10 protein-coding genes are annotated in these 13,800 nt (G+C 44.2%); 8 read left to right on the forward strand and 2 right to left on the reverse strand.

All coding sequences use genetic code 11. The annotated features are described in order from the left end of the window. Positions 1 to 10: 10 nt before the first annotated feature. Together ABIE26_RS10030 and ABIE26_RS10035 are read right to left on the reverse strand one after the other, a co-directional pair. Positions 11 to 3,502: a SusC/RagA family TonB-linked outer membrane protein gene (locus ABIE26_RS10030; protein WP_310137186.1), complete on the reverse strand. Its 3,492-nt coding sequence runs from the start codon at positions 3,500 to 3,502 to the stop codon at positions 11 to 13. Between the two features lie 217 nt (positions 3,503 to 3,719). Continuing rightward, positions 3,720 to 4,910, reverse strand: coding sequence for a FecR family protein (locus tag ABIE26_RS10035; protein ID WP_310137184.1), 1,191 nt, complete (start codon positions 4,908 to 4,910; stop codon positions 3,720 to 3,722). A gap of 185 nt (positions 4,911 to 5,095) precedes the next feature. Here ABIE26_RS10035 and ABIE26_RS10040 point away from each other — a divergent pair, with 185 nt between their 5' ends. The 8 genes from ABIE26_RS10040 to ABIE26_RS10075 all read left to right on the forward strand — a co-directional run bounded on the left by ABIE26_RS10040 (position 5,096) and on the right by ABIE26_RS10075 (position 13,797). Further along, positions 5,096 to 5,701, forward strand: coding sequence for an RNA polymerase sigma factor (locus ABIE26_RS10040; RefSeq protein ID WP_310137181.1), 606 nt, complete (start codon positions 5,096 to 5,098; stop codon positions 5,699 to 5,701). 151 nt (positions 5,702 to 5,852) lie between these two features. Next, positions 5,853 to 9,095 carry a S41 family peptidase gene (locus tag ABIE26_RS10045; RefSeq protein ID WP_310137178.1) on the forward strand — a complete coding sequence of 1,081 codons (3,243 nt, stop codon included), beginning with the start codon at positions 5,853 to 5,855 and terminating at the stop codon, positions 9,093 to 9,095. Positions 9,096 to 9,219: 124 nt separating this feature from the next. Continuing rightward, positions 9,220 to 9,894 (forward strand): MarR family winged helix-turn-helix transcriptional regulator, encoded by a 675-nt coding sequence (locus ABIE26_RS10050; protein WP_310137176.1) that lies wholly within the window; start codon positions 9,220 to 9,222, stop codon positions 9,892 to 9,894. Further along, entirely contained in the window at positions 9,891 to 11,384 is a 1,494-nt protein-coding gene (locus tag ABIE26_RS10055) for a phytoene desaturase family protein (protein ID WP_310137174.1), read from the forward strand. The genes ABIE26_RS10050 and ABIE26_RS10055 overlap by 4 nt, the downstream gene beginning before the upstream one ends. Next, the gene (locus ABIE26_RS10060) at positions 11,368 to 12,204 is read left to right on the forward strand and encodes a phytoene/squalene synthase family protein (protein WP_310137172.1); all 837 of its coding nucleotides are present in this window, start codon (positions 11,368 to 11,370) and stop codon (positions 12,202 to 12,204) included. The genes ABIE26_RS10055 and ABIE26_RS10060 overlap by 17 nt, the downstream gene beginning before the upstream one ends. Beyond that, a complete protein-coding gene (locus tag ABIE26_RS10065) occupies positions 12,201 to 12,650 on the forward strand; it encodes a hypothetical protein (RefSeq protein WP_310137170.1) in 450 nt (149 codons plus the stop codon). The genes ABIE26_RS10060 and ABIE26_RS10065 overlap by 4 nt, the downstream gene beginning before the upstream one ends. Further along, a complete protein-coding gene (locus ABIE26_RS10070) occupies positions 12,647 to 13,105 on the forward strand; it encodes a sterol desaturase family protein (RefSeq protein ID WP_310137168.1) in 459 nt (152 codons plus the stop codon). The genes ABIE26_RS10065 and ABIE26_RS10070 overlap by 4 nt, the downstream gene beginning before the upstream one ends. Beyond that, on the forward strand, positions 13,102 to 13,797 hold the full coding sequence (locus ABIE26_RS10075; protein WP_310137166.1) for a lycopene cyclase domain-containing protein: 696 nt from the start codon (positions 13,102 to 13,104) through the stop codon (positions 13,795 to 13,797). Before ABIE26_RS10070 ends, ABIE26_RS10075 begins: the two co-directional genes overlap by 4 nt. The last annotated feature ends 3 nt before the right edge of the window (positions 13,798 to 13,800 follow it).

Consider the following 13,800-nt stretch of genomic DNA (forward strand, 5'->3'; position numbering starts at 1 on the left):
TCTCAATCACTTAAAAATTAACATAAACACCCCATACATAATTTGGCGAGCGATATCCGTTCAGTAAATACTTGGCTTCTTTACTTTTGGCAATGGTGAATGCATTCTCTACATTAAACTGGAACCTTACATTGCTCATGGCCGCTTTTCTGGCGATAGCCTGGGGAAGTTTATAGGCCAGTGAGATGTTTCTCAGGCGCAGATTGGAAGCATCAATAACATTGATATCTGCTTTCTGATAAATGTCCATGCTCTGGCTGTTATACGCAGGATCTTCGCCAAACACCAATCTCGGGATATTGGTCCTGGCTTCATCGCCCGGATTTTTCCACCTGTTCACAATGTCTTTATTTACCGCACTGATCTGGGTTACATATCCTCCCAGGGTACCGTTATATGCCGAGCCCAGCACCGGCAGGAAAGTATTTCTCATTTTATGCCCGCCTTCAAATGTAAGGAGGAAAGAAAAGGTAAAATTCTTGTATTCCAGCATGTTATTTAAGGAACCACTGTAAACCGGCACAGTTGTACCTGCGTAATGTACCGATTGCAGGTTGGCCGGAGAGGCCAGTACTTTTTCACCTTTATCGTTGTACACCTGCGGCAAACCAGTAGAAGTCAGTCCGGCCCAGCGATAGCTGTATATGGCGTTGTATGGATTTCCAATCCGGGGGTAGGCTTGCGGATAATCCAGTTGCAGAAAGTAAACCGGGGCCTCCACATTAACATAGGTAACCTTATTTTTATTGTTGGCATACTGAACACCCAGGTTCCAGGTTAAGTCATTTGAGCGGACAATATCACCAGATAATGATACTTCAATGCCCTTATTGGACATTTGTCCGTTATTGATGGCATAAGTTGAATAACCAAAACCTTCTGTTGGCACGCCCATGGTATTAGCCAACAGGTCCCGGCCCTGTTTGTAATAGTAATCCAATGTTCCTGTTAAGCGGTTATTAAACAAGGTAAAATCTAGACCGGCATTGGTTGTAGTTGTTTTTTCCCAGGACAACAATGGGTTTGGCCTGGAGCCTATAGAACCGTATACACCGCCTACATTGTTGTTGGCATAATAATTTACCGTCATAAAAGGTGCATTTGAAGGATCTACGTTACCAGCGATACCATGAGACAGCCTAAGCTTCAGCACATCAACCCAGGCCACATCAAAAAAGGACTCTTTATAGATATTCCAGCCCGCACCAAATGACCATATTGGCGTATTCTGATACTTCGAACTTGTACCCCAAAGGTTAGACCTGTCCCAGCGCACACTACCGGTAAGCAAGTATTTACCATCGTAGGCATAACCCAGATTCGCATACAGGGAAATGAAGCGATTGATGTCTTCGGCCCTGGAGCTGCTGTTAAAGGTATTTCCACCCAGCAAACCTCCGCCAAAACTGCCCAGCAATTTTTCATTCAGCAAAACGTTGTTCAATGTCTGGGGGTCATAACCATAAAGGTATTTAAGATCAGTACTCAATTTTGAATTTCTGAGCTCCGTTCCTGCAATTGCAGTAAGGTTATGTTTTTCAGCAAAGGTTTTGTCAATATTCAGCTGCTGCCGGAAGTTATAGGAATTGTTAAACCTGTTCTGACTGTAATTGATGTTACCATAAGGCACATTAAAGGTTGCGGTAGTTCCGGGGTTTCCGGTTGCAAAGCTGTTCACATAGCTGCGCACATAATACGTGTTTTTATCGTACAGGCGATTTAAACGGCCAGTAGCATATTCATATTGAAAACTCGCATTGTAGCTGATCCAATCGTCAATTTTTGCATTCAGTTTAATGAACGACCGGCCACTCATATTTTTTTGCTTACCAAGGTTCATGGATTGTTCGTTGAGCGGGGTAATGTCCATGTTGTATAAGCCATTGTTCTGGATAACATTCATAGTATTGGCGCTCAAACGTGATGCCGCCAGCGATGTAAGATAACTACCATCAGGGTTAACCAGCCTGTCGTAAGGCATGTACGAATAGCCCGGAGAAAGCGTATTGTAACTTTGCCTTGCTTCTTCGTTATAGGATAAATAAGTTCCTATCTGCATATTCAACCATTTACTGATCTGGGTAGAATTGTTGAGGTTAAAACCTATGGTTTCGTCACCTGCATATTTATCTTCCGCTTTATTGTTACGGTAAGTTACAGATGCATATAAGGCATTCGTTTCGGTTGCAGTACCCACATTCAGGTTATATTGCTGATAAAAGGGATTGCGTTTGCTGTATTTTTCTACATCATCGTAATACTGATAACCTGCCGATGCCAGTTCGTTCAGTTTTGTTTCCATGGCAGATTGCGTGATCTGGCCGGCATAATAACGAAGAATGGAATTGATACCCTGACTTGGGTATGCAATATTCTGCAGCAGGTTTGCCGCATAAGTAGCTGCATTTGCCGTTTTCAGGTTAGGGTTGTTTGCTGCCCATTCCCTTTCCAGGTCTACCACATCTGCAGCGTTGGTAAAATTGTCATTGTACATGCGGTAAGGCGACACCGTCCAGGTACTCGAAGCAGAAATCTGGGGCTTGCCCTTTTTGCCCTTTCTGGTCACAATAACAACTACGCCATTGGCTGCGCGGGCACCGTATATAGAGGCCGCGGCAGCGTCTTTCAATACGGTGATGCTCTCAATATCCTCCAGGTTCAAGCCGGGGATCCCATTTGTAGCTGTTTCAGTTGAATTCAGATTTACATTGTCAATCGGGAAGCCGTCAACGACATACAAAGGATACAATTTCTGTGTCATGGAAGTTGTGCCCCTGATGAGGCCGTTGTTGTAACCAGGTATCCTGCCCTCCAGCAGGGACCCCATATTGCTTAGCCTTTGCTGCTCCAGGTCCTTTGCAGAAACACTGGAAAAAGAACCGGTAACCCGCTCCTTTGGCAAGGTCTGGTAACCCGTTGATATGGTTACCTCATTCAATTCTCCGGCCGAGACTTCCAGGCTTATGGTGCCAACATCCTTTGCTGCATTTACTTCCTTATTTTTATAGCCCAAAAAGGAAATGACAAGCACAGAATTTTCTTCTATACTGTTCAGGGTAAAATTACCTTCGGTATTGGTAAGCACCTGTTTGCTGCCCCCTTTAACTTTTACAGTTGCTCCAGGAAGAGGAAGACCTTTTTCGTCAACTATTTTCCCTCTGACATCAATCGCTGTAAACTGTCCGATGAGCTTTTCAATAACAGATGTTTCTTTTCTTTTCACCAATACCGAATTGTTATTGATGGTAAATTCAAAAGGCTGGTTTCTGAAAACCTGTTCCAGTACCTCTTTAAGTGCCGCATTTTTTACATTTATGGTCACTGTTGAAGCATCTTTCAAAATAGAATTGGTAACCACAAAACTATAGCCTGTCTGGTCACTGATCTGATCAAAAATGGTCAGGAGTTTGGCCTCCTTAAGTGACAGGGATACCCTTTGCGCGTACGTTCCGGCGCTGACCTGCATAATCGCTGCAAATAAGAGCAGAGTGGTTAACTTCATAACTCTCCATATTTTATACTGTGCCTGCAATGCGCACAGCATTTGGGTGCAAATTTTGTACATTTGTTTAGGTTCGGTTGTTAAGCTGTCTGCCTTGCATTTTCCAGATTCTCGGCATCCAGCAATGAGTTGATATTCGTATTAATTATTGCCACCCGTACTTGAACCGGTCCGATTGCTGTCGGGCTGGTTTTTTTGTGGCCTGTTGCGTAGCATTTTATTTCATTACCGTCACCCTCCTTCCCTCTACTTTAAATTTTACGGCCCTGGCATAACTCAACATACCCAACACTTCACTTATGTTTTTGTTTCGGGCTATAGCCCCGCTAAATTGCTCTTCAGGCATTTCCCCTGCATAACTTACCTCAATATCATACCAACGGCTGATCTGCTGCATCACCTTATCAATAGGCTGTGCAGTAAAGCGGAAAAATCCGTTCTTCCAGGCCATAGTTTCCCTGGTATCTGCCGGTCCCACTTTAATGCCCCTCGCCTGCGTCAATATGGAGGCCTCTCCTGGTTTTAAGATTTTTTCATCGGCATTACCAGCGGCCAACGATGTAACACGCAGACTTCCTTCAAGTAAAGTAGTTTTTGTAACGGTTTCTTCTTTATAGCTATTGATGTTAAAATGGGTTCCCAGCACTTCCGTCTTCTGCCTGTCGGTCTGCACAACAAAAGGGTGCAGTTTATCTTTTGCGATTTCAAAATAAGCTTCTCCGGCGAGCATTACCGTTCTATGTTTTAAAGCAGCAAAGGAGGCCGGAAACCGGATTGAGGATGCGGCATTTAACCAGACCTTACTTCCATCGGGCAAACTTACCGTATAAGTTTCTCCCCTGCCTGTAGATAAAATATTCATCTGCCCGGGTTTCACAGGATCATTCGCGGTTACTTTATAAAGGAGTTCTCCTTCGGCGGTCTTTGAAATGCTGACCCCAGCCTCATTGGCCAGCTGCCCCTTGCTTTGAGCTGAGAGCACAATCTGTTTTCCATTGGCCAATGTTAATGTTGCCGATTTTTTGCCCGGAGCAATATCATTGTTCATCACCAGCTGTGGTTGCTCCTGTTTAGCTGAGCCTTTATAAAAATACAGGCCAACACTTAGCACCATGACCACAGATGCGGCAATGGCAATATAGCTTAGGTTTCTGTTATTTTGGAGCTTAACAACCTGATTTTCATTTCGGATATGGACATTTACTTTTTGATAGATCCGTTCCAGTCTCCGGTCTATGTCAGTTGCATTAACAGGCATTTCCTGCTGCTTAAGTTCTGCAACAATAAGTGCTTTTAAACCCGCTGCCTCATCTTCAGTTTTAAAGTGTTCAAGCAGCAGCTTAATCTCCTCGTCACTACAGCCGTTGAGCAGATATTTATGAAAAAGATGGTTTACAGAGGCTTTCATTTCCGGTAATTTGTTAGCTAATACACCGCCAGGCCAAAATCCAATGACCCTAATTGAAAAAAAAACAAAACAAAAACACAACAGCCTGTTAATCAGATTAATATTTTTAAATCATTTACAAAACCTGGCCCATCGCTAAAAACGCTGAAAATGTGTTAAATTTGTAAATACATATCATTTGGAGCTTGAGAATCCTGGAGGACAAATATCAGAAAGATTTACTAGTAAGACTGAGCCGTGGCGACGAACAGGCATTTAATGCACTGTATAAAGCCTATAGCCCACCGCTTTACTACAGGGTGCTCCGCATGGTAAAAAATGCAGACATTGCCGACGAGTTGCTTCAGGAACTTTTTATAAAGCTATGGGACAAGCGCAGTACACTGGATACCGAAAAATCTTTCCAGGCCTATATGTATACGGTAGCACAAAACCTGGTGTACAATTATTTCAGAAAAGTAGCCAATGATCAATCCCTTATCCAAACACTGATTCTCAATTCTGCCGATCACTACCTGGATGGGCAGGAATTGCTGGAGAATAAAGAAACAGCGGGTATTTTACAAAAGGCCATCAACCAGCTGTCCCCTCAGCGAAAGCAGGTATTTCAGCTTTGTAAAATAGAAGGCAGGAGCTATGAAGAGACTGCCGGTATTATGGGAATTTCTGTTGCAACGGTAAACAGCCACATGACCAAATCGTTGCAGGCTATTAAAGCCTACCTGCTAAAAAACCAGGACACAGCATTATTGCTGATGACGACCTATGCCATCGGTGTGTTAAAAGGCTAAGCAATTATTTAAACAATTAAAATCCACCATTTTAATTTAGCTTTTACAGGGTTGTTATGTAGCAATAAAGTTGCAGGCAAAACCTTTACAAAATTTGGCCAGTACAAAATAGATAACGCATCTTTGTTGCATTAAAAACAACTTAAAGGAAATGAAAAGACTTTTATTGGCAGCGTCTCTCGTATTTTTGGCTTTTATGCTGCAGGCACAGGATGGCCCGTTATGGCTGCGTTATCCGGCCATTTCTCCGGATGGAAAACAGATTGCCTTTGGTTATAAAGGCGATATTTACCTGGTAAGCAGCAGTGGCGGACAGGCTATCCCCTTAACGCTGAATGAAGCGCACGATATGATGCCGGTATGGAGCCACGACGGCAAAACCCTGGCATTCGCCAGCAACCGCTATGGCAATTTCGATGTATATACCGTTCCGGTTAGTGGCGGTGCAGCAGAAAGACTCACCTATCACAGTGCAAACGATTATCCTTACGATTTTACACCAGATAGCAAGCAGGTGCTGTTCGGCAGTTCGCGCAACAGCACTGCGCAAAGTGCCAGGTTCCATAGTCCACGTGTTTTCCAGAACCTTTATTCAGTAAAACTGGGTGGCGGCAAACCCATTCTTGTTAGTGCGGCGGGCATAGAAAACGCGCGCTTCAGCAGCAGCGGCAAACAGCTTGTTTTTGAAGACAAAAAAGGCTTTGAAGATGCCTGGAGAAAGCACCATACCTCATCCGTAACGCGTGATATCTGGCTGATGGACATCCCTTCAAACACCTATACGCGGCTTTCAAACTTTGAAGGCGAAGACCGCAACCCGCTGTTCAGTGCTGATGACCAGCTGATCTATTTCCTGAGCGAAAAAAACGGCAACCAGAACATCTACAGTATGCCGGTAAAGGGCAGCGGCAATTATACACAACTTACCAGCTTTAAAGACAATCCCGTTCGTCACCTTAGCCGTTCCCATAACAACACGCTTTGTTTTTCACAAAACGGCGAGATCTATACCTTTAAAAATGGAAAGCCGGAAAAAGTACAGATCCGCATCCTTAACGACGGCCGCGACAACCTGGTTAAAACCTATCCCGTAAATGGGGATATCAGCGAATTTTCGCTGAGCCCTAACGGAAAGGAAATTGCATTTGTAACCCGGGGCGAAGTGTTCGTAACCAGTGTTGACAATGGACAAACCAAACAGATCACCAAAACACCACAGCAGGAAAGGATGGTCATCTGGTCGCCCGACAGCAAGTCTATCATTTATGCCACAGAAAGAAACAAAAGCTGGGACATTTACCGCAGCACCATTGTACAGAAAGACGAGCCTTACTTTTATGCAGCTACAGTAATTAAAGACGAACCGCTGATTGAAGGTACTTCAGAGCAGTTCCAGCCAGAGATCTCGCCCGATGGCAAAGAGATCGCCTATGTAGAAGACCGCAACATCTTAAAGGTTTACAACCTGAAAAGCAAATCGAGCCGTACCCTGCTGCCCAAAGGCCACAACCACTCTTACAGCGATGGTGACTGGAGCTTTCAGTGGAGCCCGGACGGCAAATACATCCTTACCGACGATCAGAACGGCTATATGTCCAGAAGTAACCTGGCCATCATCAAAGCCGATGGATCTGGTGAAAGGCTATATCCGATAAACAGTGGCTTTGGCGAACGCATGGGCAGGTGGGCGCTCAACGGAAAAATGATGACCTGGGCCAGCGGCCAATACGGTCGTAAATCGCTGGCCATACAAGGCAACCGCGAAATGGATATTTTTGGGGTATTCTTTGACCAGGCAGCCTATGATCAGGCCAGTATGACCAAAGCCGACTACGATCTGTTTAAAGAAAGGCAGCAGCGCGAACGTATTGCCCCAAAAGATACCCTGGTCGATAAAACCAAACCTAAAAAGGCAGATACCGTTAAAAAAGGCTTTGTGCCCGATTTTACTAATCTTGAAAACAGGCGTGTAAAACTCACTATAAACAGCAGTTCACTGGGTGGATATGCCCTTAACCCTGATGCCAGCAAATTGTATTACCTCTCGGCCTTTGAAAGCGGGTACGACCTCTGGGTTACCGATACACGCAGCAGGGAAACCAGGATACTGGCGAAGCTTTCCGGTTCGCCGGGTGGCTTGGAAATGAGCAAAGATGGCAAGAGCCTCTTTGTAAGCAACCGTGGCCGCCTGGTAAAAGTAGAAAGTGAAAGCGGCAGGGTAAGCCCTATCGGCATCAATGGAGATATGACTCTGGATGCAGCAGCCGAAAGAACCTTTATTTTTGAACATGCATGGCGTCAGGTGAAAGCCAAGTTTTACGATCCGGAACTACACGGCGTAAACTGGGAAATGTACCGCAATACCTACAGCAGGTTCCTGCCGCACATCAGCAACAATTTCGACTTCCAGGAGATGCTGAGCGAGATCCTGGGTGAACTTAATGCCTCACATACCGGCGGGCGCTATACCCCTGGCCTCCCCAATGCAGATGAGACAGCTGCCCTGGGCCTGCTTTACGACGAGACCTACGGCAATACAGGCCTTAAAATTACCGAAGTTATAGCCGGTGGCCCATTGGCGGTAAATACCAGTAAAGTAAAAGCCGGCTGCATACTTGAAGCCGTTGACCAGGTTCCCTTAAGTGCCGATGCAGACTGGGCAAAAATGCTCAACAACAAAAAAGGCAAAAATATCCTGCTCAGTTTCTTCGACCCGGCAGGTAAAATCCGCTGGACGGAGAAGATCAGACCGATCGGCCTTGCCGAGGAAAACAGCCTGATGTACAAACGCTGGATCAAAAAAATGGAAGATATGGTGAGCCGTTTAAGTGGAGGAAAAGTTGGCTATGTACATGTTGAAGGGATGAACGATGCCAGTTTCAGAGAGGTATTTGATGTAGTGTTGGGCAAGAACATGGAAAAAGAGGCCCTTATTGTGGACACCCGCTTTAACGGAGGTGGCTGGCTGCATGACGACCTGAACACCTTCCTTTCCGGCAAAAAATACCTTGAATTTTCGCCTCAGGGCAACAGGTTAAAAGGTGGTGAGCCAAACACCCGCTGGTATAAACCTTCCTGCGTGGTGATGAACGAAGCCAACTATAGCGATGCTTTTATTTTCCCTTACATCTACAAGCAGAATGGCCTGGGCAAACTGATCGGAATGCCGGTTGCCGGAACGGGAACTGCCGTATGGTGGGAGCGGCAGATTGACCCGACCATGGTTTTCGGGATCCCAATGATCGGTACCATAGGCAAGGAAAACCGCACAACCGAAAACTTACAGGTTGAGCCAGACATTAAAGTGCCTGTTAAATACGAAGACTACCTGAGTGGAACGGATACACAGATAGAAATAGCTGTTAAAGAAATGCTCAAGAGCATTAAAAACTAACAACTCTTGTAAAATGCCAGCCCTTGTAAAGCAGGGGCTGGCATTATGTTATGGATCATTAAGTATATTTAAATACTTTTAATGAATATTTATAGTATATTTACATACTATAAAACAGGAATCCATGAACTATGAAACCGTAAAAGAGGTAATTCACCTGGTCGAACAATTTGACACTGGCACAGATACCGGTTCTTACCCTAAAAATATAAATGGCTTTAAACGTTGGATTTACGACACTGAAAAGCAAAAAGAACTTCCGGCCGATGAACCCGTTTGGGAAGGAAAAGCGCATGGCCGAAGTCCTGAAAGTGTGATCAGTACTTTATTGGTCCATATGAACAGGTATGCAAAAACCTATTCCCGTGCGGCTATACACAATTCAGACTTTACTACACAGGAAGATTTCATCTACCTGATCAATCTCAGGGCTTTTGGGGCAATGACAAAAATGGACCTGATCAAAAAAAACATCCAGGATAAACCAACCGGCATGCAGATCATCGGCAGGCTAATTAAAAAAGGCTGGGTAGCACAAACAGACTCCGAAACAGACAAGCGCAGTAAGGTAATTTCCATAACCCCGGCTGGCCTTGAAGCTTTAGATCAGCAAATGGATAAAATACGCCAGGCCACGACCATAGTTACAGGAAACCTGTTGTATGCTGAAAAAATGGAGCTGATACGGCTACTTGGTAAGCTTAATGATTTTCATCATCCTATTTTCTCGCAGCACATGGATAGCAGCGATTTATTGGATAAAGCAAGCTATAGTCTTTCAAAAAACCAGCAGGCATGAAAAACAAGATCGCCATAATCGGTTCTGGTATTTCCGGTCTGTCGGCTGCAGCATATGCTGCACAGGCGGGTAATGAAGTCCATGTTTTTGAAAAGCACGATCAACCTGGAGGCCGGGCCAGGCAATTGAAAAGCGGCAATGGTTACACATTTGACATGGGCCCCAGCTGGTACTGGATGCCTGACATTATCGAAGATTTTTTTAATGATTTTGGGCACCAGGCTGCCGATTTTTACCAGCTGGTTTCACTCGATCCACAGTTCGAGATGATCTTTAAAGACGGAAACATCAGTGTACCCAAGTCGTACAACGAACTCAAAGCCATATTTGAAGCATTGGAAAAGGGAGCGGGCAAGCAGCTGGACACCTTCATGAAATCTGCCAGGTACAAGTACGAAGTGGGGATGCGTGAGTTTGTGAACAAGCCTTGTCACAGCTGGCTGGAATTTATGTCGCCCCGCATAGCAGGCAGTGCGTTAAAGTTAGACCTGCTTTCCAGTTTCAGAAATTATGTAGGCCGGTATTTTTCACACCCAAAACTGAGGGTACTTATGGAGTTCCCGGTCATTTTTCTGGGCGCATCACCAGAAAAGATACCAGCCTTGTATAGCTTAATGAATTACGGCGGATATGCACTGGGCACCTGGTATCCTATGGGAGGTTTTTACGAACTGGTAACCGCAATGAAAAAAGTGGCAGAAGAACAGGGTGCTATTTTTCATTTCAACCAGAATGTAGAAAAAATTGTTACACATGAAGGCAGGGCAACAGGAATAATAACGAACGGCACTTACCTGGAATTTGATGCGGTCATAGCCTCTTCAGATTATCACCATACCGAAACCCTGCTGGATCCTGAATTACGGAACTACAAGGAGACATATTGGAAAAAACGCACTTTTGCCCCCTCCTGCCTTATTTATTACCTCGGTTTTAAAGAAAAGATTCCCGGACTTAAACACCATACCCTGTTTTTTGAACATGATCTGAATGCACATGTTAAAAGCATCTATGATGAAAAAAAATGGCCTGACAACCCATTGTTCTATGTGTGTTGCCCGTCTAAAACAGATCCGCAGGTGGCACCGCAGGGGCATGAAAATGTGTTTTTACTCATGCCGTTGGCAACCGGACTTGCAGACGCTGAACCTACACGTGAGCATTACCTGCTTGAAATGCTCAAACGACTGGAAAAACACACCGGAGCCCACAATCTGGCTTCCAGGTTAGCGTATAAGAAAAGCTATTGCATAAGCGATTTTGTGAGCGACTACAATGCCTATGGCGGAAATGCCTATGGGCTGGCCAATACCCTTGCGCAAACGGCAGTGTTAAAGCCATCGATTAAAAACAAGCACCTGTCTAATTTATTCTATACCGGTCAGTTAACCGTGCCTGGCCCGGGCGTACCGCCATCCATTATATCAGGTAAAATTGCAGCTAACGAAGTAAACAACCTTAAAATTAACAGGCATGAAAAAGCTATTTGATGAGTTATCTTACAAAGTAAGTGAAACCGTTACCCAAAAATACAGCACCAGTTTTTCCCTGGGTATCCTGGCTTTAAAAGCCGCAATACGCCCCGCCATTTATGCCATTTACGGGTATGTACGCCTGGCAGATGAAATTGTTGATAGCTTTCACGACTACGATAAGGCACGCTTACTGGAGCGCTTTAAAACCGAAACCTGGAATGCCCTGGACGAAGGAATTTCACTTAATCCCATACTCCAGTCTTTTCAGGAAACGGTAAACAGGTTTGACATTGACAGATCGCTGATCGAACAATTCCTGCACAGCATGGAAATGGACCTGCAGCAAATCAATTACAATTCCGACTTGTATAAAGAATACATCCTGGGTTCTGCCGAAGTTGTTGGCTTGATGTGCCTGCAGGTATTTGTGGAGGGAAACAGAGAAGCCTTTGAAAGGCTTAAGCCATACGCCATGAAACTAGGTTCGGCTTTTCAAAAAGTAAATTTTCTGCGCGACCTGAAAGAAGACTATCAAGCCCTGGGACGCAGCTATTTCCCTAATATCCAAATGAGTATTTTCAGTAACGAAACCAAGCGAGAAATAGAGCATGAAATTGAGGCTGAATTTGATGAGGCCTTGAAGGGCATTAAAAAGTTGCCCGTGCAGTCCAGATTTGGGGTATACCTGGCCTATAAATATTACCGGTCGTTGTTTAAGAAGATTAAAAACACCCCTGCAGAGAAAATAATGCAGCAGCGCATCCGTATCCCCAATACGGAAAAACTTTCGCTGGCCATGCGTAGTTATTTACGATATAAAATGGCGGTGTTATGAAATTCCTTACTGTATTAACCATATTGTTTCTCCAGGTGCTCATAGCTAACGCCAATACAGAAGATATGGAGCATATCCGTACAAATTATGTAAAGGCTGTTTCCAACAAAAAACTATGCAGGGCCATGATTGAGGAATTGAGTACAAAAACAGGAGACCCCGTTCATCTGGCCTATTTAGGGGCTTTAAAAGTGGTATGGGCCAAACACATCATCAACCCCATTGCAAAGTTCAGTACATTTAACCAGGGCAAGAAAGCTATCGAACTGGCGATAAAAGAAGCGCAAAACAATGTTGAAATTCGCTTCATTCGCTTGTCTGTACAAAAAAACTGTCCTTCATTTCTGGGATACAACACCCATATTGAGCAGGATCAACAGTTCATTCGCGACAACAAAAACAAAATCACCTCCGCACGGTTAAAAAAAATGATAGCAGAACTATGAATTTCATCATTACAGTTTTGACATTTATATTGATGGAGGCTGCCACCTGGCTCATCCACAAATATGTGATGCACGGCTTTCTATGGGTCCTGCATCGCGATCACCATGACCACAGCACCGAAGGGCCGCTGGAAAAAAATGACTACTTCTTTGTCATCTTCGCTTTACCTGCTATTGCCCTCATGTATATGGGTTCCATAGACCATTTCAGTGCCTTATTTTATATCGGCCTTGGGATTACCATTTACGGAATGGCCTATTTTTTTGTGCACGACATCTTTATCCATCAGCGCATCAGGTTGCTGCGTGAAACACAAAACCCTTACCTGATGGCCATCAGAAGGGCTCATAAACAACATCATAAGCATGTGGTAAAACACAACGGAGAGTGCTTTGGTTTTCTGTGGGTTCCGCCAAAATATTTCAGAATGTATTTTAACAAACCTAAAAAATGAAGCCTTACACCTATCTGCTGATCAATTTTCTTACTGTGATCGTATGTTTCATTTTTTCATTCGATAAAAGGATACAGTTTTACAAACACTTTCCTGCGTTTTTTAAAGCAGCTTTACTGGTAGCCGTTCCCTTTATAGGCTGGGATATTTATTTTACCAAAATGGGAGTTTGGTGGTTCAATACCAGCTATACCACGGGGATAACCTTATTCGGCCTACCGGTTGAAGAGTGGTTGTTTTTTATCTGCATTCCATTTTCCTGTGTATTTACCTATTTCTGTCTCGACAAGTTTTTTGACCTGAGCTGGGCCGATGCTTTTAATACCATCATTGTGTTTGTCAGTGTAATTACACTAACCTTGATCGCCTTATTACATTACGATAAGATCTACACCTTTGTAACGGCTGCAGCTACCACCTTAACGCTTATTTTTCTGCACTTTTTTGCCAGGGCACAATGGATTGGTAAAGCTTCGCTGGTATTTTTCATTTTAATGTTAGGTTTCCTTCCTGTAAACGGCGTACTCACCGGTACCGGACTGGAAGCACCTATTGTAAATTACAATCCCAGGGACTTCCTTAACATCCGGGTACTTACCATCCCACTGGAAGATGCCGTATATGGCTATACGCAGTTCCTGCTCAACATTTATTTCTTTAAACGCATGTCGCCACGGTTAATGAAAAATTAGATT

The organism is Pedobacter africanus (assembly GCF_040548825.1).
In the GTDB taxonomy this organism is placed as follows: Bacteria; Bacteroidota; Bacteroidia; order Sphingobacteriales; family Sphingobacteriaceae; genus Pedobacter; species Pedobacter africanus_A.

Bases quoted from the DNA above. Each gene is read 5' to 3' on its own strand.
- ABIE26_RS10035 (WP_310137184.1), bottom strand. From the start codon at position 4,910: ATGAAAGCCTCTGTAAACCATCTTTTTCATAAATATCTGCTCAACGGC.
- ABIE26_RS10045 (WP_310137178.1), top strand. From the start codon at position 5,853: ATGAAAAGACTTTTATTGGCAGCGTCTCTCGTATTTTTGGCTTTTATG.
- ABIE26_RS10050 (WP_310137176.1), top strand. From the start codon at position 9,220: ATGAACTATGAAACCGTAAAAGAGGTAATTCACCTGGTCGAACAATTT.
- ABIE26_RS10055 (WP_310137174.1), top strand. From the start codon at position 9,891: ATGAAAAACAAGATCGCCATAATCGGTTCTGGTATTTCCGGTCTGTCG.
- ABIE26_RS10065 (WP_310137170.1), top strand. From the start codon at position 12,201: ATGAAATTCCTTACTGTATTAACCATATTGTTTCTCCAGGTGCTCATA.
- ABIE26_RS10060 (WP_310137172.1), top strand. From the start codon at position 11,368: ATGAAAAAGCTATTTGATGAGTTATCTTACAAAGTAAGTGAAACCGTT.
- ABIE26_RS10070 (WP_310137168.1), top strand. From the start codon at position 12,647: ATGAATTTCATCATTACAGTTTTGACATTTATATTGATGGAGGCTGCC.
- ABIE26_RS10030 (WP_310137186.1), bottom strand. From the start codon at position 3,502: ATGAAGTTAACCACTCTGCTCTTATTTGCAGCGATTATGCAGGTCAGC.
- ABIE26_RS10075 (WP_310137166.1), top strand. From the start codon at position 13,102: ATGAAGCCTTACACCTATCTGCTGATCAATTTTCTTACTGTGATCGTA.